This is a genomic window from Streptomyces sp. NPDC058985, assembly GCF_042740985.1.
Classification (GTDB): domain Bacteria; phylum Actinomycetota; class Actinomycetes; order Streptomycetales; family Streptomycetaceae; genus Streptomyces.
Genome location: NZ_JBHYJX010000060.1, coordinates 1 through 26,076 on the forward strand (window position 1 = coordinate 1; position 26,076 = coordinate 26,076).

At 70.4% G+C, this 26,076-nt stretch carries 24 protein-coding genes and 1 riboswitch; of the genes, 8 read left to right on the forward strand and 16 right to left on the reverse strand.

Going from position 1 to position 26,076, the window contains the following annotated elements; translation table 11 throughout:
* Positions 1 to 94 precede the first annotated feature (94 nt).
* The 8 genes from ACFW01_RS34355 to ACFW01_RS34390 all read right to left on the reverse strand — a co-directional run bounded on the left by ACFW01_RS34355 (position 95) and on the right by ACFW01_RS34390 (position 9,337).
* Positions 95 to 1,390: an ABC transporter ATP-binding protein gene (locus ACFW01_RS34355; protein WP_234961216.1), complete on the reverse strand. Its 1,296-nt coding sequence runs from the start codon at positions 1,388 to 1,390 to the stop codon at positions 95 to 97.
* A 29-nt stretch (positions 1,391 to 1,419) separates the two neighbouring features.
* Complete coding sequence (locus ACFW01_RS34360) at positions 1,420 to 2,517, reverse strand: ABC transporter ATP-binding protein (protein WP_234961217.1); 1,098 nt, start codon at positions 2,515 to 2,517, stop codon at positions 1,420 to 1,422.
* Positions 2,514 to 3,512 (reverse strand): ABC transporter permease, encoded by a 999-nt coding sequence (locus ACFW01_RS34365; protein ID WP_064729945.1) that lies wholly within the window; start codon positions 3,510 to 3,512, stop codon positions 2,514 to 2,516. Before ACFW01_RS34365 ends, ACFW01_RS34360 begins: the two co-directional genes overlap by 4 nt.
* Positions 3,513 to 3,620: 108 nt before the next feature.
* Positions 3,621 to 5,414, reverse strand: a complete 1,794-nt coding sequence (locus ACFW01_RS34370) for an ABC transporter substrate-binding protein (RefSeq protein WP_234961218.1) — start codon at positions 5,412 to 5,414, stop codon at positions 3,621 to 3,623.
* A gap of 70 nt (positions 5,415 to 5,484) precedes the next feature.
* Positions 5,485 to 6,492: an ABC transporter permease gene (locus tag ACFW01_RS34375; protein ID WP_234961219.1), complete on the reverse strand. Its 1,008-nt coding sequence runs from the start codon at positions 6,490 to 6,492 to the stop codon at positions 5,485 to 5,487.
* A 314-nt stretch (positions 6,493 to 6,806) separates the two neighbouring features.
* On the reverse strand, positions 6,807 to 7,604 hold the full coding sequence (locus ACFW01_RS34380) for an enhanced serine sensitivity protein SseB C-terminal domain-containing protein (protein WP_384510227.1): 798 nt from the start codon (positions 7,602 to 7,604) through the stop codon (positions 6,807 to 6,809).
* A 213-nt stretch (positions 7,605 to 7,817) separates the two neighbouring features.
* Positions 7,818 to 8,594: an enhanced serine sensitivity protein SseB C-terminal domain-containing protein gene (locus ACFW01_RS34385; RefSeq protein WP_234961221.1), complete on the reverse strand. Its 777-nt coding sequence runs from the start codon at positions 8,592 to 8,594 to the stop codon at positions 7,818 to 7,820.
* A gap of 74 nt (positions 8,595 to 8,668) precedes the next feature.
* Positions 8,669 to 9,337, reverse strand: a complete 669-nt coding sequence (locus tag ACFW01_RS34390; RefSeq protein WP_384510232.1) for an AAA family ATPase — start codon at positions 9,335 to 9,337, stop codon at positions 8,669 to 8,671.
* A 178-nt stretch (positions 9,338 to 9,515) separates the two neighbouring features.
* Positions 9,516 to 9,610: riboswitch (glycine riboswitch) on the forward strand.
* 160 nt (positions 9,611 to 9,770) lie between these two features.
* Between ACFW01_RS34390 and gcvT the strand changes: the two genes are divergently transcribed.
* From gcvT to ACFW01_RS34410, 4 genes are all read left to right on the forward strand, one after another.
* On the forward strand, positions 9,771 to 10,889 hold the full coding sequence (gene gcvT / locus ACFW01_RS34395) for a glycine cleavage system aminomethyltransferase GcvT (protein WP_384510235.1): 1,119 nt from the start codon (positions 9,771 to 9,773) through the stop codon (positions 10,887 to 10,889).
* 112 nt (positions 10,890 to 11,001) lie between these two features.
* Complete coding sequence (gene gcvH / locus ACFW01_RS34400) at positions 11,002 to 11,379, forward strand: glycine cleavage system protein GcvH (protein ID WP_384510238.1); 378 nt, start codon at positions 11,002 to 11,004, stop codon at positions 11,377 to 11,379.
* A gap of 14 nt (positions 11,380 to 11,393) precedes the next feature.
* Complete coding sequence (gene glyA, locus ACFW01_RS34405; protein ID WP_234961225.1) at positions 11,394 to 12,659, forward strand: serine hydroxymethyltransferase; 1,266 nt, start codon at positions 11,394 to 11,396, stop codon at positions 12,657 to 12,659.
* 97 nt (positions 12,660 to 12,756) lie between these two features.
* Positions 12,757 to 14,124, forward strand: a complete 1,368-nt coding sequence (locus ACFW01_RS34410; protein WP_384510241.1) for an L-serine ammonia-lyase — start codon at positions 12,757 to 12,759, stop codon at positions 14,122 to 14,124.
* Between the two features lie 294 nt (positions 14,125 to 14,418).
* On the opposite strand, the gene ACFW01_RS34415 is transcribed toward ACFW01_RS34410, so the two are convergent.
* Positions 14,419 to 15,024 carry a lytic polysaccharide monooxygenase gene (locus ACFW01_RS34415; RefSeq protein ID WP_234961248.1) on the reverse strand — a complete coding sequence of 202 codons (606 nt, stop codon included), beginning with the start codon at positions 15,022 to 15,024 and terminating at the stop codon, positions 14,419 to 14,421.
* A 399-nt stretch (positions 15,025 to 15,423) separates the two neighbouring features.
* Between ACFW01_RS34415 and ACFW01_RS34420 the strand changes: the two genes are divergently transcribed.
* Both ACFW01_RS34420 and ACFW01_RS34425 read left to right on the forward strand, forming a co-directional pair.
* Complete coding sequence (locus ACFW01_RS34420) at positions 15,424 to 16,194, forward strand: calcium-binding protein (RefSeq protein ID WP_384510244.1); 771 nt, start codon at positions 15,424 to 15,426, stop codon at positions 16,192 to 16,194.
* On the forward strand, positions 16,191 to 16,397 hold the full coding sequence (locus ACFW01_RS34425; RefSeq protein WP_234961228.1) for a hypothetical protein: 207 nt from the start codon (positions 16,191 to 16,193) through the stop codon (positions 16,395 to 16,397). Before ACFW01_RS34420 ends, ACFW01_RS34425 begins: the two co-directional genes overlap by 4 nt.
* Before the next feature lie 289 nt (positions 16,398 to 16,686).
* Here the strand turns inward: ACFW01_RS34425 and ACFW01_RS34430 are convergent, their stop codons facing one another.
* Positions 16,687 to 17,421 carry a D-Ala-D-Ala carboxypeptidase family metallohydrolase gene (locus tag ACFW01_RS34430; protein ID WP_384510248.1) on the reverse strand — a complete coding sequence of 245 codons (735 nt, stop codon included), beginning with the start codon at positions 17,419 to 17,421 and terminating at the stop codon, positions 16,687 to 16,689.
* A gap of 177 nt (positions 17,422 to 17,598) precedes the next feature.
* Between ACFW01_RS34430 and ACFW01_RS34435 the strand changes: the two genes are divergently transcribed.
* On the forward strand, positions 17,599 to 18,156 hold the full coding sequence (locus ACFW01_RS34435) for a glycoside hydrolase family 25 protein (protein WP_234961230.1): 558 nt from the start codon (positions 17,599 to 17,601) through the stop codon (positions 18,154 to 18,156).
* 272 nt (positions 18,157 to 18,428) lie between these two features.
* Here the strand turns inward: ACFW01_RS34435 and ACFW01_RS34440 are convergent, their stop codons facing one another.
* The 6 genes from ACFW01_RS34440 to ACFW01_RS34465 all read right to left on the reverse strand — a co-directional run bounded on the left by ACFW01_RS34440 (position 18,429) and on the right by ACFW01_RS34465 (position 23,649).
* On the reverse strand, positions 18,429 to 18,644 hold the full coding sequence (locus ACFW01_RS34440; RefSeq protein WP_366851235.1) for an EF-hand domain-containing protein: 216 nt from the start codon (positions 18,642 to 18,644) through the stop codon (positions 18,429 to 18,431).
* Positions 18,645 to 18,737: 93 nt separating this feature from the next.
* Positions 18,738 to 19,349, reverse strand: coding sequence for an ADP-ribosyltransferase (locus ACFW01_RS34445; protein ID WP_384510252.1), 612 nt, complete (start codon positions 19,347 to 19,349; stop codon positions 18,738 to 18,740).
* Between the two features lie 98 nt (positions 19,350 to 19,447).
* Positions 19,448 to 19,951 carry an ATP-binding protein gene (locus ACFW01_RS34450; RefSeq protein WP_163015966.1) on the reverse strand — a complete coding sequence of 168 codons (504 nt, stop codon included), beginning with the start codon at positions 19,949 to 19,951 and terminating at the stop codon, positions 19,448 to 19,450.
* A gap of 262 nt (positions 19,952 to 20,213) precedes the next feature.
* Entirely contained in the window at positions 20,214 to 20,981 is a 768-nt protein-coding gene (locus ACFW01_RS34455; RefSeq protein WP_234961232.1) for an enoyl-CoA hydratase-related protein, read from the reverse strand.
* Positions 20,982 to 21,071: 90 nt separating this feature from the next.
* Positions 21,072 to 22,280, reverse strand: a complete 1,209-nt coding sequence (locus ACFW01_RS34460) for an Ig-like domain-containing protein (RefSeq protein WP_384510256.1) — start codon at positions 22,278 to 22,280, stop codon at positions 21,072 to 21,074.
* A gap of 142 nt (positions 22,281 to 22,422) precedes the next feature.
* Entirely contained in the window at positions 22,423 to 23,649 is a 1,227-nt protein-coding gene (locus ACFW01_RS34465; RefSeq protein WP_234961233.1) for an Ig-like domain-containing protein, read from the reverse strand.
* A gap of 155 nt (positions 23,650 to 23,804) precedes the next feature.
* On the opposite strand from ACFW01_RS34465, the gene glgX reads away from it, so the two are divergent.
* Positions 23,805 to 26,072, forward strand: a complete 2,268-nt coding sequence (gene glgX / locus ACFW01_RS34470; protein ID WP_384510260.1) for a glycogen debranching protein GlgX — start codon at positions 23,805 to 23,807, stop codon at positions 26,070 to 26,072.
* The last annotated feature ends 4 nt before the right edge of the window (positions 26,073 to 26,076 follow it).

Consider the following 26,076-nt stretch of genomic DNA (forward strand, 5'->3'; position numbering starts at 1 on the left):
TGGGGCTTATGAGTTCCCCGAACCCCCGGCATTACCCCCCCGCCGAAGCCCCCCGGCCCTCACGCGTGAGGGCGGGGGCTCTTCGGCGGACGGGTCACTTCTCCTTGGCGGGAGGCTCCTCGTCGGTGGCCTCGGAGGTGGCCCCGGTGCTGGTGGCCTCGGTGGTGGCCTCGGCGCTGGTGGCCTCGGCGGACGCCTCTTCGGCCTCGGCGGACTCCTCGGCCTCGGCGGACTCCTCGACCTCCGCGGCCACGGCCGCCGAGGTCGCCGCCGACTCCGCGAGGGCGTCCTCCGACACCAGCTCCGCGGCCTCCTTGGCGGCCGTGAGCAGGACGACGTCCTGCGGGGCCTGGTCCTCGAAGTTCTCCGGGTGGTGGCAGGCCACCTGCTGGCCGGGGCGCAGCTCCTTGAGCGGCGGCTCGGCGGTGGTGCAGATCTGCGTCGCCTTCCAGCACCGGGTGTGGAACCGGCAGCCGCTCGGCGGCGCGATCGGCGAGGGCACGTCACCCTTGAGCAGGATGCGCTCGCTCTTGGCACCGCGGCGCGCCGGGTCCGGAATCGGCACCGCCGACATCAGGGCCTTGGTGTACGGGTGCATCGGCGACTTGTAGAGCAGGTCGCGGTCGGCCAGCTCCATGATCTTGCCGAGGTACATCACCGCGATCCGGTCCGAGACGTGCCGGACGACGGACAGGTCGTGCGCGATGATCACGTACGTCAGACCCAGCTCGGTCTGGAGATCGTCGAGCAGGTTGACGACCTGCGCCTGGATCGACACGTCCAGGGCGGACACCGGCTCGTCCGCCACGACCATCTTCGGGTTGAGCGCGAGCGCGCGGGCGATGCCGATGCGCTGGCGCTGGCCGCCGGAGAACTCGTGCGGGTAGCGGTTGTAGTGCTCGGGGTTGAGGCCGACCACCGACAGCAGCCGCTGGACCTCCTTCTTGACCCCGCCCTCGGGCTCGACGCCCTGGAGCTTGAAGGGGGCGCTGACGATCGTGCCGATGGTGTGGCGCGGGTTCAGCGAGGAGTACGGGTCCTGGAAGATCATCTGCACGTCGCGGCGCAGCGGACGCATCCCGCCGACCCCGAGGTGGGTGATGTCCTTGCCCTCGAACTCGACCTTGCCCGCGGTCGGTTCGAGCAGCCGGGTGATCAGCCGGCCCATGGTCGACTTGCCGCAGCCCGACTCGCCCACGACGCCGAGGGTCTCACCGGCGCGGACCTCGAAGTCGATGCCGTCGACGGCGCGGACGGCGCCGACCTGGCGCTGCAGCAGGCCCTTCTTGATCGGGAAGTGCTTCTGCAGCCCGGTGACCTTCAGCAGGGTCTCGCCGGGGGCGGCGTCCTTGGTGAGGGTGGCGCCGCTGCTCTGTGCGGGGATGGTCACCGCTGTGTCCTCTGCCTTCGCTTTGTCACTCACAGCTTCGGCGCAATCTCTTCGGTCCAGATACGCTCCCGCTGCTCCTGCGACATGTGGCAGGCGGCCCAGTGCTTGCTGCCGACCTCGGTCAGGTCCGGGCGGACCGTGCGGGTGACGTCGTCCTTGGGCACGTCGGCGTACGGGCAGCGCGGGTTGAAGGCGCAGCCGGACGGGAGGTTGATGAGGGAGGGCGGGGAGCCCTTGACGGGGATGAGGCGTTCCTGCTGGTCGCGGTCGAGCCGCGGCATCGAGCCGAGCAGGCCCCAGGTGTAGGGGTGCCGGGGCTCGTAGAACACCTTCTCCGCCGGGCCCCGCTCGACGCACCGGCCGCCGTACATCACCAGGAGGTCGTCGGCCAGTTCGGCGACGACGCCCAGGTCGTGAGTGATGATGATGACCGCGGAGCCGAACTCCTTCTGCAGGTCCCGGATCAGGTCCAGGATCTGCGCCTGGACGGTCACGTCCAGGGCGGTGGTCGGCTCGTCCGCGATGAGCAGTTCGGGGTTGTTGACCAGCGACATCGCGATCATCGCGCGCTGGCGCATACCGCCGGAGAACTCGTGCGGGTAGCTGTCCACCCGCTTGTCCGGCTGCGGGATGCCGACCCGGTCGAGCATCTCCACGGCGCGGCGCTTGGCGGTCTTCTTGTCCACGTCGTGGTGGATGCGGTACGCCTCCACGATCTGCTGCCCGATCGTGTAGTACGGGTGCAGCGCGGACAGCGGGTCCTGGAAGATCATCGCCATCTCACGGCCGCGCAGCTTGCGCACGTGGTCGGGGTCGGCGGAGAGCAGCTCGGTGCCGTCCAGCCAGATCTCGCCGGATATCTGGGCCTTGCGCTTGCCGTACTGGCCGGCGGTGTGCAGGCCCATGATGCCGAGCGAGGTCACCGACTTGCCGGAGCCGGACTCGCCCACGATGCCGAGGGTCTTGCCCTTCTCCAGCTGGAAGCTGAGCCCGTCGACGGACTTGACCAGTCCGTCGTCGGTGGGGAAGTGCACCTTCAGGTCGCGTACTTCCAGGAATGCCTTCGGAGCGGGCGAGGTGCCGGTGGGCTCGCCCACGGCTGCTCCGCTCTTGCTGAGTTCGGTCATGCGAGCCTCACTCGGGGGTCGATCACGGCGTACAGGACGTCCACCACGAGGTTGGCGATCAGCACCGCGAGAGAAGTGATCAGGACGACACCCAGGATAAAGGGCAGGTCCTGGTTCTGGATCGCGTCCAGCACCTTCTGGCCGAGGCCGGGAAGGCTGAACGTGGTCTCGGTCAGGATCGCGCCGCCCATGAGGGCGCCGAGGTCCATGCCGAGCATGGTCAGCAGCGGGGTCAGGGTGGACCGCATCGCGTGCTTGCGGATGACGACCTGCTCCTTGAGGCCCTTGGCGCGCGCCGTGCGGATGTAGTCCTCGCCGAGGATCTCCATCATGGTGGCCCGGGTGATCCGGGCGTACATCGCGGCGTACAGGAAGGCCAGGGTGATCCAGGGCAGGATCATGCCGCCGAACCAGCCGGAGAAGCTCTCGTCCAGCGGGACGAACTCCGCGTTGATCCAGCCCAGGCTGTGGGAGAAGACCGCGAGGCTGAGCAGACCGGTGAAGTAGATCGGGAGGGAGACGCCCGCGAGCGCGACGACCATCGCGCCGCGGTCCCACAGGGTGCCCCGCTTGAGCGCGGAGAGCACGCCCGCCGCGAGACCGAAGATCAGCCACAGCACGGCCGCACCGAGCGCGAGAGCCAGGGTCACCGGGAATCGCTCGGTCAGCACCGGCCAGACGGCCTGTTCGCTGCGGAAGGAGTAGCCGAAGCACGGGGCCGCGCACTCGGTGACGTCGCCGCCGCCCGAGTAGGTCCGGCCCGCGAAGATCGCCTTGAAGAACTCCCAGGCCTGGACGAAGATCGGGTCGCCCAGACCCAGCTTCTGGCGCACCGCTTCGACGGAGGCCGGGTCGGCCTGCTTGCCCACGAAGCTCGTGGCGATGTCGACGCCCGCCCACTTGGGGACGAGGAAGAAGATGCCGAAGACCACCAGGATGATGACCACGAGCATCACTACGGCGGCGAACAGCCGCCTGATGAGGTAAGCGAGCACAGCTTACGGCCCGCCGCGGATCGCGGGCCGCCGGAGGTCTTCCGGCGGCCCGCGGTCACGCCGCGCCGGCCTTCACCTGCCTTTCGTGCCGTACGGCGGGTGTACCGGTTACTTCGAGGACTTCAGGCCGAGGTTGACGAAGTCGTACATGCCGCTGTAGCCGTCGGACGTGTAGACGTTCGCCAGGCGGCTGGAGCGCCAGTTGATGAACTTCTCGAAGACGAAGGGCAGGTAGTAGCCGCCCTCCATCACCTTGTGGTTGATCTGCTTGGCGATGTCCGCCTTGCCGGCGTCGTCCAGGGTGGTGACGTACTTGTCGAACAGGCCGTCGATCTCCTTGTCCTTGATGAGCGCGTAGTTGTTGTTACCGCTCTCGAGGATGTAGTCGCTGCTCCACAGCGGGAGACCGTAGCCCTGGACCGACGGGAAGTCGGGGCCCCAGCCCATGATGATGATGCCGTAGTTCTTCTTGATCACGTTCGCGGGGCTGCCGATGATGCCGGCGGTCTGCGAACCGTCGTACTGGTCGATGTCGACCGTGATGCCGATCTTCTTCAGCGACGCCTGGAGCGACTCGGCGGTGGCCACCTCGACCGGCTTGTTGTTGCGGACCGCGATGGTGGTCTTGAAGCCGTTGGGCTTGCCGCAGGCCTTCAGCTCTTCCTTGGCCTTGGCGACGTTGCCCTTCTTGTTGGCACCGGCCATCTCGTACGGGTCGTACTTCTGGCCCTCGGAGCCCGGCACCGCCGGCGGCAGCATGTTGGTGCCGATGTCGCCACCGGCCTGCGGGCCACCGCGCGCGGTCTGGAGGGAGACGTGGTCGGCCCCGTAGAGCACGGCCTTGCGGCAGTGGATGTTGTCGAACGGCTTCACGCTCTGCGGGAAGACCGCGTAGCGGATGTAGCCGGAGACCGGGTTGTCCACGTTGCCCTTGTGCTGCTTCAGGGCGGTGGTGCGGCCCTGGGGCGACAGACCGGTCTGGGCCAGGTCGATGTCGTAGTCGCCGGCGATCAGACGCTGGTCCAGCTCGTTGGCGTTGGTGAAGAACTTGATCGTGATCTTGTCCGGGTACGCCTTGCGGACCGGGTCCGAGTCCTGCTTCCACTCGGTGTTGCGGACCAGGGTGAGGTCCTTGCCCGGGTTGTAGGACTGGAACTTGTACGGGCCGGAGGAGAACGGCTTCAGGCCGTACTTGGACTTGGTGTCCTTGTCCTGGCGGACCGGGGACGCCGAGGTCAGCGCGAGCATCTCCTCGAAGTCCGAGTTGGCCTGCGGCAGCTTGAAGACGATGGTCTTGTCGTCCGGCGTCTCGATCGCCTTCAGACCCAGCTTGTCCGCGGACTTGTCCTTGTAGGGACCCTGGTACTTGTCCTCGGGGTCGAGCACCTCCTTGAGGTACGTCGGACCGCCGGAGAGGACGTCCTGCGCCCACACGCGCTCGATGCCGTACTTGATGTCCTTGGACGTGATCGGCTTGCCGTCCTCCCAGGTGACGCCGTCACGCAGGGTGTACGTGTAGGTCTTGCCGTCGTCCGAGACCTTGGCGACGTCGGTGGCGAGGTCGGGCGTCACGCCCGCGCCCTCCTCACCGGGCGCCGGCGTGTTCGTCACGAGCTGGCGGGAGTAGTACCGCGAGAAGTTCCACATGAAGCCGTAGTAGCCGCGGGTGGTGTCCCACGAGTCGGCGTCCTGGACGCTGGCGAACTTCAGCTCGCCGCCCTTCTTGGCCTGGTCGGCCTGGGCGACCTTGTTGTTCGCGGCGTCGAAGCCGGCCGCGCCGTTCTTCGACCCCTCGCCGTCGCTGTCACCGCCGCCGCACGCCGCCGTGGTCAGCAGCGCGGCGACCACTGCGGCAGCGGCCATGGCCTGCTTGCGCCGCCCTGAGGTGCGTTGGGTAGTCACGATCTCGGATCCTCCGGATTAGATGAGAGACCCCGTGCAGGTGCCACGGGTCGCTTGCCGGTACGGCAGGTCAGCGGGAGCCCTTCGGGTCCAGCGCATCGCGTACGCCGTCGCCGAAGAGGTTGAAGGCAAGAACGGTGATGAAGATCGCCAGACCGGGGATCACCATGTACATGGGATCCGACTGGTAGTAGTCGATCGCGCTGGAGAGCATCTGCCCCCAGGACGACGTGGGCGGCTTGACGCCCACGCCCAGGAAGCTGAGTGCCGCCTCGGTGAGGATGTTGGTGGGGATCATCATCGTCGTGTACACGATGATCGGGGCCACCAGGTTGGGCAGCAGTTCCTTGAACAGGATGTAGAAGCGTCCGGCCCCCAGGGACCGGGCGGCCTCCACGTACTCCCGTTCACGCATGGAGAGCGTCTGGCCACGCACCACGCGCCCGATGTAGGGCCAGCCGAAGAAGCCGATGACGAGGATCATCACGAAGAGGCGCACGCCCGTGCCGCTGAGTCCCAGCATCTCGTTGGGCATCACCGAGACCAGCGCGATGATGAAGAGCAGCTGCGGGAAGGCCAGCAGGCCGTCCATGACCCGGCTGATCAGGGCGTCGACCCAGCCGCCGAAGAAGCCGGCGAGCACGCCCAGGACGGTTCCGATGATCACGGCGACGATCGCGGACAGGAAGCCGACGAGCAGCGAGATCCGGGCACCGTGGACGATGCGGGCGAAGATGTCGCGGCCGTTGACCGGCTCGACGCCGAACCAGTGGTCGCCACTGATGCCGCCGAGTGACCCCCTGGGCGTGCCGAACAGCGGGTCGATCAGGTCCTCGTGGTAGGCGTCCGGGTCCTGCCCGACGATGTTGGTGATCAAGGGCGCGAAGATCGCGACCACGACGAGCAGGAGCACCACGACGCCGCCCGTCAGGGCGAGCTTGTCCCGCTTCAGGCGCTCCCAGGCGATCCTGCCCAGGGAACGCCCCTGTACCGCCTTGGCTTCGGCGCCGGCAACCGCCGCTTCCTCGGCAGCACTCGGGGCCGCTTCCGCGGTCGGCTCGTGCAATGGTGCCGTCATCTGGCAGGGACCCCTCTCAACCGGCGGTAGCCGGCCCGCACTTGCCGCTGTAGCGGCATGATCCGTCCGTCGTACAAAGAGGCGAGCATCCACCCCTTGTTGCGGGAGTCTTCAACGCTTTGGCGATCTGTAGCCAGACTTGACGGTGAATGGATGCGCAACCGTGATGCTGTTCGAGGTGTTCCGTTATCCGGACAGTGGGTAACGGGGGCCGGACGCGGATGAATTGGGGCAGAGGGAACAAGGGTGCGCTTTGCACCCTCATCTACGCGCGAAGATCCCATCCGGTCGCCCCGGAGAGCGACCCGCGACCGTCAGTACCGGCCCCCGGCCGGAGGGTATCCGTACCCGCCCGCCGGCGCCTGCGCGGGAGCGGCGGCATGGGCCTCGCGGTCGTAGAACGGACGGGCGCGGGCGCGCAGCCACATGGCGACCGGGTCGTGGAGGTCGGTCATCGCCACCGTCGACACCGGGAGCCCGTCCGGCACCGCGCCGACGGACTGCTGCATCATCGCGCGCACCGCGTCGACGGCCGGCGGGGAGGTGTCGTAGACCTCGAGACCGATGGCGAGGTACGGCGCCCCGAGCGCCGGCTGCACCCAGGCGCGGCGCAACGCGCGGACCGCCGGGGTGCGGTGGGCGTTCTGCGTGAGCAGGGCGTAGAACTGGGGGATCTCGATGGCCGGTTCGGACAGCCGCAGGGGTCCGGCGGGCTGGCGGTCCAGGCCGGAGGCGATCCGGCGCAGGTCCGGCCAGGGGACGCCGACGCCGCCGCCGGGGGCGTGCGGGTTGAGCCAGAGGCCGAAGTGGTCCGGGTAGAGGGCGCGGGCCGCCTCCAGGCCGTCGACCACCTCGTACGACCTGTTCCAGCCGCTGGCGGACAGCTCCTGGGCGGAGGTGACGCACGGCGCGTAGCCGTAGCCCTCGACCTCCATGTTTCCGTACTGGGCGTCCGGGGAGCCGGCCTGGCCCTGCCACAGCAGCATCCAGACCTGGCCGGAGGTGGGGGTGGCGAGCGCGCGCAGCAGGGCCTCGTAGGCGTCGTAACGCCCGGGCGTCACCTGGCGCAGCATGTTCTCGACCTGCCCGGTCGTGGTGCCGCTGGCGCTCACGTCTGTGGCCCTTTCTGGAAGTTCCCGGTCGTGGAAACAGCTTAAGGCTCCGCGGGGTGGGGGGCGCCTATCAGCTCGGGGGGCGCGGTCGTCCTGCGGGTGCGGCGCCGTCGTGGCTTGTCGCGCCCACGCGGCGGAGCCGCACATGTCACAGCTCCGCGCCCCTGGGCGGCGCCGTCCTGACCGGCGTCTGCAAGTCCCGGTCGTAGACGTTTACAAGTCCCGGTCGTAGAAGGGGCGGACCCTGTCCCTCATCCAGTCGCAGACCGGGTCCTGGGCGGCCTCCAGGAGGACCAGGTTGACCGGCCACTTCGGCGGGGCGGCGGTGAGGGCTCGGCCCAGGGCGTCCAGGGGGAGGGCTCGGGCGTCACCCTCCCAGTGGGTGAGTTCGACGCCGACGAACAGGGCCGGGTCGGCGGTCTCGACGGCGGCCAGGCAGCGGCGGGCGGTGCGCACCACGCCGGTGGCGGCGAACTCGGCGGAGGCCGCGGCGAGGAAGTCCACCGGGTCGTCCTGCCAGTCCGGCTCGAAGAGGCGGACCCGGCCGCCGGACGCGGGCCCGTCCAGCGGGGTGCGGCCGGCCCGGCACAGCTCGGCCACGGCGGGCGGCGGCAGCGGGATGCCGACCACGCCCTCCGGGTTCACGGCGATGCCGACCTGCGGGGGCAGACCGCGGGCGAACTCCGCGGCCGGGGCGACGGTGTACGCCATCTGCGCCCCGGCGATCTGGCGGAGCTGCTCCTCGGAGCTGAAGACCGGCACGTAGGCCTGGCCGTCGATCTCCAGGGAGGGCAGGTCGAGGGGGCCGCTGTGCGGGCCGCCGCCGTTCGGCAGGGGGATCCAGAGGAAGCTGCGGCCGAGCACCTCCACGATCCGCCCGCCGGCGCCCGGTATGCCGAGGGAGGCGGAGAGCACCTCCTCCAGCTCGTTGCCGGGCCAACCGCCGTGCGGGTGGGGGTGTGCCTGTGCCGGGAACCCGGGGAAGTCCATCTGCCTACCGCCTGCCTGGTACCGCTGTCCTGGCTGAAAAGGCTAACCCGTTCGGCCCAGCTCCCCGCGGTCCGTCATCCGGTGAAGGCGATGCGGCGGAGGGTGTCCGCGGCCGCCCGGTCCAGGACGATCGCCGAGGCGCAGCCGGCGGGCAGGGCGCCCCCGGTCACGGCGCGCAGCAGGCGGGAGTTGGCCGCGCGGTGCCGCAGGAACGCGTACCGCGAGACGCCGCGGCCGCGCTCGCGCTGTCCGGCCAGGGCCTGGTCGACGCCGACGTCGAGGATCAGCAGGTGCAGGGTGCCGTCGCGGCGGCGGGCCTCCCGGGCCAGCCAGCCGCGCACCCAGGACTGTGTGCCGCAGTCGTGCACGACGACGCCCTCGCCGGAGCGCAGCGCCTTGCGGAGCCCCGCGTAGTGGGCGAGGCGGACCAGGGGGCGGTAGAGCGCGTACGGCAGGAAGCCCGGCATGCGGCGCTCCCAGCGGTCGCGCATGTCCTGGGAGTCGATGCGCGGGCCGCGCACGGTGCGCGCCATCAGGGTGGACTTGCCGCTGCCGGGCAGGCCGGTGATCACCACCAGGTCCCGGGGCCCGAAGAGCAGGGCGTGCGGGCTGCGCCCGTCCCGCTCGCGCAGGTCGCGGACGACGGGCGCGGGCCGTTCGGCGCACGACTGCGGGGCCGGGGCGGAGGGCTGCTCGGGCAGCGCGAGACCCGAGGTCGTGGCGTAGGCCGTGGTCCTGTTCACCGTGATCGTCTCCCCTGGGGCGGTTCACGAGTTCCCATCCCCGTCGAGTGTAAAGAGAAGGTAATGCGCTGGTCTCGCGTTTTCGTTCGCTTACTGCCACAAGCCGGTTACAGATCACGGTCTGCCACGAATCGGCCGGTCGTGCAATGATGGCGGCGCCAACTGCATACCGGCCGTTTGAATCCGCGCGGGAGAGTCCCCGGCCACGCCGGGGCGCCGAAGGAGCAAGTCCCTCCCTTGAATCTCTCAGGCCCCCGTTACCGCGCGGGCGAGGCACATCTGAAAAGCGGGCCGCCGCCCGACGGCTGCCCCACCCAAGGTGCAAGCCCTGATCGCCGTACTCCGGTGGTCGTGGCGAACCTCTCAGGTTCCGATGACAGATGGGGAGGACCGACCTCGCCCGTGCCGTCCTGTCCTGGGAGACGACCGACCGATGAGCAGTTCGAACACCCGCCGTACCGCGCTCGACGCCACCCATCGCGCGCTGGGCGCGACGATGACCGACTTCGCCGGCTGGGACATGCCCCTGCGCTACGCCTCCGAACGTGACGAGCACGTCGCGGTGCGCACCCGGGCCGGTCTCTTCGACCTCTCGCACATGGGCGAGATCACCGTCACCGGGCCGCAGGCCGCCGCGCTGCTTGACTTCGCGCTGGTCGGCAACATCGGCGGCGTGAAGCCGGGCCGCGCCCGCTACACCATGATCTGCCGCGAGGACGGCGGCATCCTGGACGACCTGATCGTCTACCGCCTGGCGGACGCCGAGTACATGGTGGTCGCCAACGCCTCCAACGCGCAGACCGTGCTCGACGCGCTGACCGAGCGGGCGGCCGGCTTCGACGCCGAGGTGCGCGACGACCGCGACGCCTACGCGCTGCTCGCCGTGCAGGGCCCCGAGTCCCCGGGCATCCTCAAGAGCCTCACCGACGCCGACCTGGACGGCCTGAAGTACTACGCCGGTCTGCCCGGCACGGTGGCCGGTGTCCCGGCGCTGATCGCGCGCACCGGCTACACCGGCGAGGACGGCTTCGAGCTGTTCGTGAAGCCGGAGCACGCCGTCGAGCTGTGGCAGGCGCTGACCGCGGCGGGTGAGGGCGTCGGCCTCGTCCCCTGCGGCCTGTCCTGCCGGGACACGCTCCGCCTGGAGGCGGGCATGCCGCTGTACGGGCACGAGCTGACCACCTCCCTGACGCCCTTCGACGCCGGGCTCGGCCGGGTGGTGAAGTTCGAGAAGGAGGGCGACTTCGTCGGGCGCGCCGCGCTGACCGGGGCCGCCGCCGAGGCCGAGCAGAACCCGCCCCGCGTGCTGGTCGGCCTGGTCGCCGAGGGCCGCCGGGTCCCGCGCGCCGGGTACCAGGTCGTCGCCGGCGGCGAGGTGATCGGCGAGGTCACCTCCGGCGCCCCCTCCCCCACGCTGGGCAAGCCGATCGCCATGGCGTACGTCGACGCGGCGCACGCGGCACCCGGGACCGAGGGTGTGGGCGTGGACATCCGGGGCAGCCACGAGCCGTACGAGGTCGTGGCACTGCCCTTCTACAAGCGCCAGAAGTAGACACCGAGGGCGGAGGGCCACCGGCCCACCCGCGCGTGTCCTTGCTGCTCAACGGCAGTGTCAGCAGTCCCCCATTCATCAGCAGTCACCCGCGTACAGGAGAATCCAGGCCATGAGCAACCCCCAGCAGCTGCGCTACAGCAAGGAGCACGAGTGGCTGTCGGCCGCCGAGGACGGCGCCTCGACGGTCGGCATCACGGAGCACGCGGCCAACGCGCTCGGTGACGTCGTCTTCGTGCAGCTTCCCGAGGTCGGCGACTCGGTGTCCGCGGGCGAGACCTGCGGCGAACTGGAGTCGACCAAGTCCGTCTCCGACCTGTACTCCCCCGTCTCCGGTGAGGTCATCGAGATCAACGAGGACGTCGTCAACGACCCGTCGCTGGTGAACAGCGCCCCCTTCGAGGGCGGCTGGCTGTTCAAGGTCCGGGTCACGGACGAGCCGGGCGACCTGCTCTCCGCCGACGAGTACACCGCATTCGCCGGCGCCTGAGGAGTCACGGACGCATGTCGCTTCTGAACACACCCCTGCACGAGCTCGACCCCGACGTCGCCGCCGCCGTCGACGCCGAGCTGGACCGCCAGCAGTCCACCCTGGAGATGATCGCCTCCGAGAACTTCGCGCCCGTCGCGGTCATGGAGGCCCAGGGCTCGGTCCTGACCAACAAGTACGCCGAGGGCTACCCCGGCCGCCGCTACTACGGCGGCTGCGAGCACGTCGACGTGGTCGAGCAGATCGCCATCGACCGGGTCAAGGAGCTCTTCGGCGCCGAGCACGCCAACGTGCAGCCGCACTCCGGCGCCCAGGCCAACGCCGCCGCGATGTTCGCGCTGCTCAAGCCCGGCGACACGATCATGGGTCTGAACCTCGCCCACGGCGGGCACCTGACCCACGGCATGAAGATCAACTTCTCCGGCAAGCTCTACAACGTCGTCCCGTACCACGTCGGTGACGACGGCCAGGTCGACATGGCCGAGGTGGAGCGGCTCGCCAAGGAGACCAGGCCCAAGCTGATCGTCGCCGGCTGGTCCGCCTACCCGCGTCAGCTGGACTTCGCCGCGTTCCGCAAGGTCGCGGACGAGGTCGGCGCGTACCTCATGGTCGACATGGCGCACTTCGCCGGTCTGGTCGCGGCGGGCCTGCACCCGAACCCGGTGCCGCACGCGCACGTCGTGACGACCACGACGCACAAGACGCTGGGCGGCCCGCGCGGCGGTGTGATCCTCTCCACGGCCGACCTGGCCAAGAAGATCAACTCCGCCGTCTTCCCCGGTCAGCAGGGTGGCCCCCTGGAGCACGTGGTCGCCGCCAAGGCCGTCGCCTTCAAGGTCGCCGCGAGCGAGGACTTCAAGGAGCGCCAGACCCGTACGCTGGAGGGTGCCCGCATCCTGGCCGAGCGCCTGGTGCGGGACGACGCGAAGGCGGCGGGCGTGTCGGTCCTGACCGGCGGCACGGACGTCCACCTGGTCCTGGTCGACCTGCGCGACTCCGAGCTGGACGGCCAGCAGGCCGAGGACCGCCTCCACGAGGTCGGCATCACGGTCAACCGCAACGCCGTCCCGAACGACCCGCGTCCGCCGATGGTGACCTCCGGGCTGCGCATCGGTACGCCGGCCCTGGCGACCCGCGGCTTCACGGCCGAGGACTTCGCCGAGGTCGCGGACGTGATCGCCGAGGCGCTGAAGCCGTCCTACGACACCAAGGCGCTGGCGGCCCGGGTGAAGGCCCTGGCCGACAAGCACCCGCTGTACCCGGGTCTGGACAACAAGTAGACACCGCGCGTCCGGGGCGCCGCGCCCGCCACAAGCGAGCCGGCGCCCCGTACGCGAGCACCACCCTCCGCACCACCCCCGTTCTGAGGAGACCCCCGTGGCCATCTCGGTCTTCGACCTGTTCTCGATCGGCATCGGCCCGTCGAGCTCGCACACGGTCGGCCCGATGCGGGCGGCCCGCATGTTCGCCCGCCGCCTGCGCAACGAGGAGCTGCTGGACTCCGTCGCCTCCGTCCGGGCCGAGCTGTACGGCTCGCTCGGCGCCACCGGACACGGCCACGGCACCCCCAAGGCGGTGCTGCTCGGCCTGGAGGGCGACTCGCCGCGCACGGTGGACGTGGAGACGGCCGACGACCGCGTCGAGACGATCAGGTCCTCGGGCCGCATCCGCCTCCTCGGCGAGCACGAGATCGCCTTCGCCTACGACGACGACATGGTCCTGCACCGCCGCGAGACCCTCCCTTACCACGCCAACGGCATGACCCTGTGGGCGTACGACGCCGAGGGCGCCGAGGTGCTGACCAAGACGTACTACTCGGTCGGCGGCGGCTTCGTCGTCGACGAGGACGCGGTGGGCGCGGACCGCATCGTGCTCGACGACACGGTGCTCAAGTACCCCTTCCGCACCGGCGACGAGCTGCTGCGCCTGGCCCAGGACACCGGCCTGTCGATCTCCGCCCTGATGCTGGAGAACGAGCGGGCCTGGCGCGACGAGGACGAGATCCGCGCGGGCCTGCTGGAGATCTGGCGGGTGATGCGGGAGTGCGTAAACCGCGGCATGTCCCGCGAGGGCATACTCCCCGGCGGCCTGAAGGTCCGCCGCCGCGCCGCCAACACCGCCCGCAAGCTGCGCTCCGAGGGCGACCCGGCGGCCCTGGCCATGGAGTGGATCACCCTCTACGCGATGGCCGTGAACGAGGAGAACGCGGCCGGCGGCCGGGTCGTCACCGCCCCGACGAACGGCGCGGCGGGCATCATCCCGGCCGTGCTGCACTATTACGTCAACTTCGTGCCCGGCGCCGACGAGGAGGGCGTGGTCCGCTTCCTGCTCGCGGCCGGCGCGATCGGCATGCTCTTCAAGGAGAACGCCTCCATCTCCGGCGCCGAGGTCGGCTGCCAGGGCGAGGTCGGCTCGGCCTGCTCGATGGCGGCCGGCGCCCTCGCCGAGGTCCTCGGCGGCTCCCCCGAGCAGGTGGAGAACGCCGCCGAGATCGGCATGGAGCACAACCTCGGTCTCACCTGCGATCCGGTCGGCGGCCTCGTCCAGATCCCGTGCATCGAGCGCAACGGCATGGCCGCGGTGAAGGCGGTCACGGCGGCCCGGATGGCGATGCGCGGCGACGGCTCCCACAAGGTCTCCCTCGACAAGGTCATCAAGACCATGAAGGACACCGGCGCCGACATGTCCGTGAAGTACAAGGAGACGGCCCGGGGCGGGCTGGCGGTGAACATCATCGAGTGCTAGGCGGATCGGCCCTGACCAGCGCGTTCGCATGTCTCAGCCCGCTGGTCGAGGTGTATCTGAGGCGGGACCGCGAGGGCTGTGTCACGGTCGTCGTCTCCCGCCCGGACGACCGGCCGCGCACCGCGCGCCCCACGCAACTGCTGCTCCTGTGCAACAGGCTGCCGGCGAGAACTTCAGCAGGCGCCCCAGTTCACCAGGACCGGCGGCCCCGGATCACGTCCGACGTGCCGGAGTGCGCTCGGCACTCCGGCACGTGGCCTTGGAATCACGGTTCCGCGTGCGGCGCTCCCCGGCTCAGCCGAAGTTCACGTCGCTGCACCACATGTAGGCCTGGTCGAGGTGCGAGGCCTGCCAGATCACGAACACGACGTGGTGTCCGGTGTAGCCGGAGGTCTGGACGGGGAACGTGATGTCCTGCGCCGGGGCGAAGCGGCCGGTCTGCGTGATGAAGTCGAGGTTGCCCCAGCCCAGGCTCTGGGTCTTGGGGTTGAAGCCCTGCTTGCTCACGTAGACCTTGAAGTAGTCGGCACCGTGGGATGCCTGGTCGTACAGGTGCACCGAGAAGTTGTCGCCGACGGTGGTGGTCTTCCACTCCCCGGGCTTGTCCAGGCTGGCGTTCCTGGAGAGGTTGTTGCTGCAGAGCGTCCCGTCGGGGGTCCGCGCCTGGAACTGGCCGCCGAGTCCGTCGCGGAGGGCGCTCATCCAGTTCCACATGGTGTCGCTGTTGGCCTGCCAGGCCTGCCAGCACATGGGGTCCTGAGTCTGCATGGCCGGGTTCGTGTGGTTGCTGCCCCACGTCTTCCAGCACTGGTACGCGCGGGAGGCGGGGCCGACGATGGTGCCGTGAGCCTGGGCGGGGGCCGACCAGGTCAGTGCGCCGGCGACCACGGCGAACAGCATGACGAGCGCCTGGAGGGGCCGACGGAGGGACGACCGCGAACGCCCGGTCAACGGAGATTGTCTGCGCATGTGGGGGAACTCCTTCCAGTTCCATGACTGTTATGGGAGCGCTCCCAACATCGTGGCTGCTGCGTCAAATGTCAACGAAACAAACGGAGTTGATTTCAACGGTGGGCGGCGAGCAGGGCTTCTGCCGTGAAAACGGGAACCTGAACCCCGCCCCTCGCTTCCTGAAGGCCTCAACCGGGCCTGACGCCCCGCCAGTTCGCTGTCCTGCTCGCGGTCTTGCGGATCCGGACCAGCCGGGGAGACTGCCTTCACACCACCGTGTTCACCCGGTCCCCGGCAGCACCACGCCAAACGGGTCGGCCCACCGTCACTCCCCCGAGATGAGGTCTCATGAACCGAAACCGAGCCGCTGTCAGCGCGGTCGCCGCGGCGCTGCTCACGGCCGGCCTCGCCGTCGGCCCGGCGGGAGCCGCCACCGACACCGAGGCCAAGGCCCGCGTCGGAGCCGACTGGACAACCCAGTCGATCGTCTTCACCGCCGCCCCGGGGCAGGCCAACGACCTCAACATCTTTTCCATGTACACCAGCGACGGGATCAAGCGGATCGGCATCAGGGACGTGGTCCCGCTCGAACCGGGCGACCACTGCGCGTACTCCAGAGCCGAGGACACCACCTCCGTCGTCTGCGAACTGCCCGCCGACAGCCCCCGGCCCGACCGGATCGACGCCTTCCTCGGCGACGGCGACGACACGATCGCCGCCTTCACCCCCGGGGTCAACACCGTCAGCGGCGGCCCCGGCGACGACGAACTGCACGCCCACACCGCACGCACGGTGCTGGGCGGCGCGGGTGACGACATGGTCATGGGCCCCGCCACCCTGCACGGCGGCGACGGCATGGACCACCTCATGGGGGACGAGGGCGACCAGCGAATGTGGGGCGGCTCCGGCGACGACATGATCGAGGGCTACGGCGGTGACGACACCGTGTACGCCGGCTCCGGCGACGACCACGCCATGGGCGGGAACGGCCGCGACAGTGTCCTCGGCGGCCCCGGCGACGACATGCTGCACGGGGAGGACGGCGACGACCTCGTCTGGGGCGGCACCGGAAAGGACACCCTCGACGGCGGGGCCGGCCGCGACATCGTCCTCCCGTGAAGGCACCTCCCCGCGGCGCGAAGAGCGTCGCGGGCGCCGAGCCACCGCTGTCGGCCACCGCCGTCCGAGCCGCGTCAACCAGGCCGGGGCTCCACCCCGGGGTCCTGCGCGGTCACAGCGTCAGCGGTCCCGCCGGCGGCTACCTGTACCGCTGCGAGGCACTGGGGCGGGGCGTACGGCAGTCCAACGGCGGCTGGACATGAGGTCCTCCCGCTCTCCGCCCAGCCGATGCCCTGTCGGCAGGTGTCCACGCAGGGCCCGCTCGACCCTCGGACAGGGCGCAGGCGTACTTCGGACCCGTCGTTCGCGAGCCGTCGTTCGTCGCGTGTGCGTTGCTGCGTGACGCCGAGAGCGTATCGGGCGGGTGCCGGGGCCGACCGCGTCCGGACGGGACGCACGGGCTGGTGGCCGTGGAACGCGTCGGGGCCGCCGCCCCGGCGGGAGCGGCGGCCCGTCGGCGCCGCGCCCGCCGCCGGGCCGCGACCCCGCGCGTCAGATGCCGCAGCTGGGCGCCGACCAGTACGGCGAGGGGTCGAAGGCCACGTGGGTGTGGTCGTTGTGGCCGGGGTAGCCCGGGCCGAGGATCTCCGAGAAGCCGTGGGTGCGGGACTGCTGCGCCAGGCGGCAGAAGCTGGGCGAGCCGGTGAGGTCGGCCGCGTCGCCGTAGAGGTGCCGGCTGGTGGCCGAGCCGCCGACGGCGTTGTTGCAGGCGCGGGAGCGGAAGCCGCTGGAGATGGTGATCGGCACGTCCCCGAGGGCGTGCCGCATCGCCTCCAGCTTCCACATGGTCTTCAGCGCGTTCGACTTGGCGGTGGCGGCGGAGACCGCGCCGCCGGACCAGTCGGAGTTGCACTTGTTGAGTTCCGCGTAACTGAAGTGGACGGGGGTGCAGTCCGCGTCCTGGAGGGCGTAGATCTTGCTGAAGGTGGCCGGTCCGGCGACGCCGTCCGCGCCCAGCCCGTACGCGGCCTGGAACTTCTTGACGGCGGCGGCGGTGCGGGCGCCGTACTGGCCGTCGTAGGAGAGCCGCTCCCCCGAGGTCACCCAGCCCGCGACCCTGATCTGGAGCTGGGTCACGTCGCCGCCGGAGGATCCCTGGGAGAGGGTGCGGTTCCAGGTGTAGCAGGAGTCCGCCTGAGCGGTGGTGGCGGTGGCGCCCACCCCCACCGCCGCTCCGGCCATGAGCATGACAAATGAGAGAAGCAGGCGTGACGCACGTCTGAACATCCCGGCCTCCCGACCGTCGAGCCGAACATGGACCGGACCAGCGTGCGATACGGGGCTACGCGCGTCAACAGCGCCCAGGCGAAGGCAAGTCGACGTTTCCGCTTCGGCCGGGGATCACCCGTGCCATGGTGGGGAATAACCAACTCCCATCCCCCCACAGCTCCCCAGGGAGGCCCCATGCTGCGCGGTATCGACGTCAGCGCGTACCAGTCGTCCAGTTACGGCACGGACGGCCTCTCCTTCGTCTTCGTCAAGGCGACGGAGGGCCGTACCTACGTCAACCCGAAGCTCGCGGCGCAGACGAAGCGGGGCCGCGACGCCGGACTCGTCGTCGGCTTCTACCACTTCCTGTGGCCGGGCAACCTCGACGCCCAGGCCTCCTACTTCGTCTCCAAGGCCCCCGACCGCAAGGGCGACATCCTCGCCGTCGACTGGGAGACGACGGGCGAGGGCACCCACGCGAGCAACGCGGAGAAGGACAGCTTCATCCGGAAGGTGCGGGCGCTCCGGCCGGACAACCGGGTCATTCTCTACGCCAACAGGCATTTCTGGTTGTCCGTGGACACGACCTCGTACGCTGGCGACGGCCTCTGGATCGCCGACTACGTGACGGCGGGCAAGCCGAGGATCCAGGCCGCGTGGCGCTTCCACCAGTACACCGACGATCCCCTCGACACGAACGTCGCCGCGTTCGAGAGCAAGTCTGCGCTCAAGAAGTGGGCCGACGGCGCCTGATCGGGCCATGCGGCTGAGGGGCGGCTTCGCTCCGCCCGCAGCCGCATCGCCAGGAGATCCGAGAAGTACCTGTTGAGCGGTTCGAAGGTCCGAAGCTCCGGAGGCAGGCCTTCGCACCAGCCCAGGCCCCCGAAGTTGCAGCGGTTGCACAGCGTTGAACCATCTGGCGGACGGAGGCCGCTCGCGCCACATTCATGTCCCTGGCTCAGACATGCGAACGGGGGCGCCTCCGGCCCGGCCGGAAGGCGCCCCGGGGTGCGGGTGTCGCGGGTTCAGGACTTGTTCAGGGGGGCCCAGAACTCCTCGAACGACATCAGCTTGTCGCCGTCGAGGTCGCGGTTGGCGATGATCGCCTCGGCCACCGACTCGGTGACGTTCCAGTCGCCGCCCTGGGCCAGCGCCCTCTTGAACTCGGCGGCGGTGATGTATCCGTCACCGTCCGTGTCGATCCGGTCGAACTGCCTGCGTGCTTCCTCGATGTCCGCCACCGGTCCGCCCCTCATTCCCTGCTCAGCTGGTCTGCTCTGCTCGCCCCGTGGACGAATCTGACGGCAGTCAGACTAGCTGGCCGCACTCCGGCGTCAGTGCCAGGGCCGGTAGTGCGGGTTGCTCTCGCAGTCGTTCATGATCTCGGTCTTGGTCTTCCGGTCGACCGGGCAGACCCCGATGATGTACCGCCGCTGGATGCCGCCGGGGAAGGCGACCTCGACCTGGTCGGCCCACTTGTGCTTGTCGCCGATGGTCTTGTTGACGTCGATGCCGCCGGGGGCGTCGATGTAGTAGTTGTAGCCGGACTTGTACCAGGTCTTGTACAGGTCGTGGTCGTAGCTCGTCGAGACGTACGGCGAGGGCTGGTTGACCAGGACGTACTTCTCGACGTCGTACTGGCCGTTGTACACGTCCTTGGCGTGGAAGCCCTCCTCGAAGACGACCTGCGGTCCCCGGCTGTCGCTGCGGTAGAGGGTGCCGCAGGTGGTGCGCCAGACCGGCTCGGGGGTGATGCGGTCGACGTCGACGCCGCGGTCGGCGGCGGCCTTGGTCTTGTCGTCGAACTGGGGGCAGGCCGGTGCGGCCTTGGCGGGCGCCGTCGCGGTGGCGGCCGAGCCGGGGACGGTGGCGGCCGACGTGGCGAAGACGGCGGCGAGCGACAGGACGGCCGCGGCGGCCCTGCGGCGCAGACGAGTGGTGATCATGCGACCCACCATCCCGTTCACGGAGGGGCAGGTTCCGGATTCTCACCCGTAGGTGGCGTGTCCGGCGAACGAGGTTGCTACCGGCGGCAGATGGTCACTCACCGGTCCACGACCCGCATCTCGAACCACGTCGTCTTGCCGCGCGGCAGCAGGTCGACGCCCCATCGGTCGGACAGCTTGTCCACGAGGAAGAGGCCCCGCCCGCTGATGTCCGTCTCCTGCACCGGCATCAGACAGGGCAGCCCCCGGGAGGGGTCGCGGACCTCGACGCGGATCCAGCCGGGGCGGCGGCGCATGTGGAGGCCGAACACCCGGGCGCCGGTGTGGCGGACGGCGTTGCCGACCAGCTCGGAGACGAGCAGGACGGTGTCCTCGGTGACCTTCGGGCCGAGCTGCCACTGCCGCAGGGCCACCACCTGGGCCAGCCGGCGGGCGGTGGCGGCGGACTCGGGGCGGGACGGTAACGGAACCTCGTGCTCCGTGGGGTTGCCGAACAGCTCCAGCGCCTGGTGCGCGCGTTCGTCCTCCACCGCCGGCGACCAGCGCGCCGCGGTCGCACGTCCGGCTCCCCGCGGCTGTTCCGTACCCTCCAGCCCCGCCATGCCCCCATCATGGCCGCCCCCGGGGGACTCCGGGGCTGTTCCCGGGGAATACGCCCCCGCACGGACGCGGTCCGACGGGAGGCGACCGACATATGCCAGAGGCAGCTCAGCACCGGGAAAGGCCCCACTGACCTGGGCGGACGACTCGGCCGGAGACAAGCGGCGCCCTCCCTCGACACGACACGCTTAATGGTGCGTTAAGGCTGCCATAAACCGCCCCATCGAGGGACCCGGATCAGACATCGCGTCAATTGCAAGCCCGTCAGCCGAACTTCGCCTTTCCGGGGCCCTCCTCCACGAAGCTGCGCATGCCGCGTTCGCGGTCCTCGGTGGCGAACAGACCGGCGAACCAGTTGCGTTCGACGGCGAGGCCGGTCTCGATGTCCGTCTCCAGGCCCGTATCGACGGCCTCCTTCGCCGCGCGCAGCGCGATGGCCGGCCCCTTGGCCAGCCGTGCGGCCCAGGCGTGCGCCTGCGCGTAGACCTCACCGGCCGGGACCACGCGGTCGACCAGGCCGAGCGTGAGCGCCTCCTCGGCCTTCACCTGCCGACCGGTGAAGATGAGGTCCTTGGCCCGGGAGGGGCCGACGAGCCGGGAGAGCCGCTGGGTGCCGCCGGCGCCCGGGATCAGGCCGAGCAGGATCTCGGGCTGGCCCAGCTTGGCGTTCTCCCCGGCGATGCGGAAGTCGGCGCAGAGCGCGAGTTCGCAGCCGCCGCCCAGCGCGTAGCCGGTCACGGCCGCGACCACCGGCTTGGGGATGCGGGCCACCGCGGTGAAGGAGTCCTGCAGGGCACGGGCGCGCACGATCATCGCCGCGTGGTCCATCGCCTGCATCTCCTTGATGTCCGCGCCCGCCGCGAACACCTTCTCGCCGCCGTAGATCACCACGGCGCGCACGTCGTCGCGGCGGGTGGCCTCCTCGGCGAGTTCCTTGAGCCGGTCCTGCGTGGCGACGTCCAGGGCGTTCATGGGCGGGCGGTCCAGGCGCAGCGTGCCGACGCCTTCGGCGACTTCCAGATAGACGGTCATGCCCAGCAGGTTAACGGGGACTAACGACGTGGGCCCCGGTGTCCTACCTCACAGGGAGGCGAGCACCGGGGCCTGTGCGTCGGTGGGGGCCTACGCCTTCCACTTCTCCCAGGACATGTTCCAGCCGTTGAGGCCGTTGTCCGGGGCGATGGTCGCGTCCTCGGAGTTCTTCACCACGACCACGTCGCCGATCAGCGAGTTCTCGAAGAACCACGCGGCCGGCGCCTTCTCGTCCCAGCCGCCGCGCACGTCGCGCAGCCCGATGCAGCCGTGGCTGGAGTTGCGGTTGCCGAAGGCGTCGCCGCCCCAGTAGTTGCCGTGGATGAAGGTGCCGGAGGTGGACAGGCGCATCGCGTGCGGGACGTCCTTGATGTCGTACTCGCCGCCGTAGCCGACCGTCTCGCCGTTCATCCGGGTCACCGCGAGCCGCTCGGTGATGACCATCTGGCCGTTCCAGGTCTCGTAGCCGGGCGAGCCGGTGGTGACCGGGATGGTCCTGACGGTCTTGCCGTCCCGGACGACCTTCATCGTGTGCTTCTTGGCGTCGACGACGGAGACCTGGCTGCGGCCGACGGTGAAGGAGACGGTCTTGGCCTGCTTGCCGTAGACGTCCTCGCGGCCCTCGACCCCGTCGAGGTTGAGGTCGACGGTGACCTTGGTGCCGGGCTTCCAGTACTTCTCGGGCCGGAAGTCGAGGCGGTCGTTGCCGAACCAGTGGCCCGCGACCTCCACGGCCGGCTCGGTCTTGACGCGGATGGCCTTCTCGACGTCCTCGGGGTTGGTGATGCCCCGGGTGAAGCGGATCGAGAACGGCATGCCGACGCCGACCTTCGAACCGTCCTCCGGCGTGAAGGTGCCGACGAAGGTGTTCTCGGGCGTCAGCGTGGTGAAGCGGGAGTCCTCGGCCGCCGAACGCCCCTCGGCGTCCTTGGCGACCGCGTGCACGGTGTACGTGGTGGAGGCGGCCAGGTGGGTGGACGGCGTCCAGGTGGCGCCGTCCCCGGATATCTTCCCGTCGACCTTCGCGCCCTCGGCGTCCTTGACCACGACCTCGGTGAGCTTGCCCTCGGCGGCCGCGACCTTGAGCGCGCCGCTGGTGTCGACGGCCTTGGCCCCGTTCTTCGGCGCGATGGTGACGACGGCCTCGGACTGCTTGCTCTGTGCCGCGGTGGACCCCCTGTCCTTGGCGTCCTCGCCGTTCCCGGCTCCGCCCCCCGAGCCCGATCCGCCCCCGCCGCACGCGGTGACCGCCAGCATCAGCACGGCGAGCACCGCCCCCGATATCGGACGCACGTTCAACTTGTCTCCCCTCGCCGGGCCCGGTCCGGCCCGCACCCCGGTGCGCCCGCGCGCACCGGCGCATCGTAACCGCAGGCCAGGGGGGCAGGGGACTGGTGAAATGTCACCGTTCCGTACCGAGTTGGCGCCGGGGACGCCCGGGTCACTTCACGGCGCTCCCGGCCGTCCACTTCTTCCAGCCCATGTTCCAGCCGCCGAGCCCGTTGTCCGGGGCGACCGTCCGGTCCTTGCTGTTGACCACCTCGACGACGTCGCCGATGAGACTGCGGTCGAAGAACCAGCCCCCGGGGGTGTCGGAGCCGCCGCCCTTGTCGTCGCGCAGCCCGATGCAGCCGTGGCTGACGTTGGCCCGGCCGAACGTGTCCTGTGGAGCCCAGTAGTTGCCGTGCAGGAAGGTGCCGGAGCTGGTCAGGCGGATGGCGTGCGGGACGTCCGGGATGTCGTACTCGCCGCCGAAGCCGACCGTGCGGCTGTTCATGCGGGTGACGTCGAGCATCTCGGTGATCACCATTTTGCCGTTGTAGGTGGGGGTGGACGGCGCCCCCGCGGTGATCGGCACGGTGGCCAGCAGGGAGCCGTCCCGGCGCACCTCCATGGTCCGGCCGGCCGCGTCGACCAGCGAGACCTGGCTGCGGCCGACGGTGAAGGAGACCTTCTTGTGCTGGAGTCCGTAGGCGCCGGGCGCGCCCTCGACGTCGCGGAGGTCGAGGTCGACGGTGACCTCGGTGCCGGGCTTCCAGTACTCCTCGGGGCGGAAGTCGAGGCGTTCCCTGCCGAACCAGTGGGGGCGGACCTCGACGGCGGGCTTCGCGGTCACCGAGACGGCCCGTTCGACGGCGGCGCGGTCGGTGATCTCCCGGTTGAACTCCAGCGAGACGATCATTCCGGTGCCGACGACCGAGCGGTTCTCGGGGGCGACGTACGCGATGAAGCGCTCTTCGGGGACGTAGGTGGTGAAGGTGGTGTGCCGGGCGGAGCGGTGTCCTCCGCCGTCGAGGGCGACGGCGTCGACCGTGTACTTCGCGGCGAGGGCGAGCCGGTCGTCGTGGGGGCGCCAGCTGAGTCCGTCGTCGGAGATCCGGCCGGGCACCGGTGTCTCCTGCGCGTCCTGCGACCTGACGACCTTCACCGACTCCAGCCGTCCGTCGGGCACCCGCACCGACAGCTTCTTCTCCGGCCGGACGGCCTCGCTCCCGTCGTCCGGGGTGACGCGGATGACGTCCTCGGCGGCGGGTGGCTTGCCGAACACCCCGCCGATGCCGCCGCCGTCCGAGGTGCATCCGGCGGCCCCGGCCAGCAGTCCTGCCCATGTCAGTACGGCGGCCAGAGCGGCCCCCGCGCGCCGTGCGCGCCCATGTACGTGCCTCACATCCACCCGTAACGACCGGCCCGCCCTGGGGAAACGTGAGTGCGAGCCAACCGGTGGGCAGAACTGTGGGGAGGACGACGCGACGGGGAGCAGCGGCCGGGACGCCGCACGCCCTCTTGCCGGACGTCGTTCCATGAGCCGTGGGAGGCTGACAGGTGTCCAGCGCAGCCGAGCAGGAGGCGGTGGCCGGGAATCGGCCCGCCGACGACGCGCGTCCCTCCGTCGTGGTCAACGGCGCCCGGCGCGCCGCACCGCCGCCCACCGTGCCGGCCTGGCCGGGCACCCCGGTGCCGCTGGGCGCACGCTTCCGGACCGGCCCCGGCCAGGTGGCGGGGACCAACTTCGCGCTGTGGGCGGGCGGGGCGGAGGCGGTGGAGCTGTGCCTGTTCGACGGGCCGGGGCCCGGGGGCGGGGAGCGCCGGGTGCGGCTGACCGAGCTGACCCACGAGATCTGGCACGGTTTCGTGCCGGGCGTCCTGCCGGGGCAGCGCTACGGCTTCAGGGTGCACGGCCGCTGGGACCCGTGGACCGGTGCCCGCTGGAATCCGGCGAAGCTGCTGCTCGACCCGTACGCGCGCGCCGTGGACGGCGACTTCGGGCTGCCGCCGCAGGTGTACGGGCACGTGCGGGACTGGCCGGAGCAGCGGGTGGCGGACACCGTGCGCGACGAGCGGGACTCGGCGCCGTACGTCCCGAAGGGCGTCGTGGTCGACGACGGCGGTCCCGACGACGAGTGGACGTACGACCGGCGGCCGAAGACGCCGTGGGCGGACTCGGTCATCTACGAGCTGCACGTGCGCGGCTTCACCAAGCTGCACCCGGGCATCCCCGAGGAGCTGCGCGGGACGTACGCGGGCCTCGCGCACCCGGCGGCGATCGAGCATCTGACGCGGCTGGGTGTGACGGCGGTGGAGCTGCTGCCGGTGCACCAGTTCGCGCACGAGAGCCATCTGCTCGACCGCGGGCTGAAGAACTACTGGGGCTACAACTCGATCGGCTACTTCGCCCCGCACGCCGCCTACGCCGCCTCCGGCACCACCGGTGAGCAGGTCGGCGAGTTCCGGCGGATGGTGCGCGCGCTGCACGCGGCGGGCATCGAGGTGATCCTCGACGTGGTCTACAACCACACGGCGGAGGCCGGCGAGCTGGGTCCGACGCTCTCCCTGAAGGGCATCGACAACCGCGGCTACTACCGCCTCCAGGCCGACTCCCGCCGGTACGCCGACTACACGGGCTGCGGCAACACGCTGCACGTCGTCCAGCCGCACGTACTGCGCCTGATCACCGACTCGCTGCGGTACTGGGTGACGGAGATGGGCGTGGACGGCTTCCGCTTCGACCTGGCGGCGGCGCTGGCCCGCTCGATGCACGACGTCGACATGCTCTCCCCGTTCCTCGCGGTGATCGCGCAGGACCCGGTGCTGCGCCGGGTGAAGCTGATCGCCGAGCCGTGGGACGTCGGCTCGGGCGGCTACCAGGTGGGCGCCTTCCCCCCGCTGTGGACGGAGTGGAACGACCGCTACCGCAACGCGGTGCGGGACTTCTGGCGGCACGCGCTGCCGGACGTGCGGGAGATGGGCTACCGCCTGTCGGGCTCCAGCGACCTGTACGCGTGGGGCGGACGCAGGCCGTACGCGTCGGTCAACTTCGTCACCGCGCACGACGGCTTCACGCTGCGGGACCTGGTGAGCTACGAGCGCAAGCACAACGAGGCGAACGGCGAGGGCAACCGGGACGGCACGGACGACAACCGGTCCTGGAACTGCGGTACGGAGGGAGAGACCGAGGACACGGACGTACGGGCGCTGCGGCGGCGCCAGCTGCGCAACCTGCTGACCACGCTGCTGCTGTCGACCGGGGTGCCGATGCTGGTCGCGGGCGACGAGATGGGCCGCACCCAGCGCGGGAGCAACAACGCCTACTGCCAGGACAACGAGACCAGCTGGGTGGACTGGAGCCTGCTGGAGGACCCGGAGTGGCGCCCCCTGTTCGAGCTGGCCTCCCGCCTGATCGCCCTGCGCCACCGGCACCCCGTGCTGCGCCGCCGGGCCTTCTTCTCCGGCCGCGCGCACTCCGCGGACGGCCTGCGCGACCTGGCCTGGTTCACGGCCCGGGGCACGGAGATGACGGAACGGGACTGGTACGCCCCGGCCGCCACGCTCGGCATGTACCTGTCCGGGCGGGACATCCCGGGCCGCGACGAACGGGGCGAGGCGATCTCCGACGACACCTTCCTGGCCGTGCTCCACGCGGGTGAGACGCCGGCCGACTTCGTCCTGCCGGGGCCGCCGTGGGCGGAGCGGTACGAGGTGGTCGTCGATACCGGGCAGGAGGAGCAGGGCGAGGCACCGGGCACCGCACACCCCGCGGGAGCGGAGATCACGGTCCCGGCGCGGACGGTGCTGCTGCTGAGGACGGGGTGAGGCG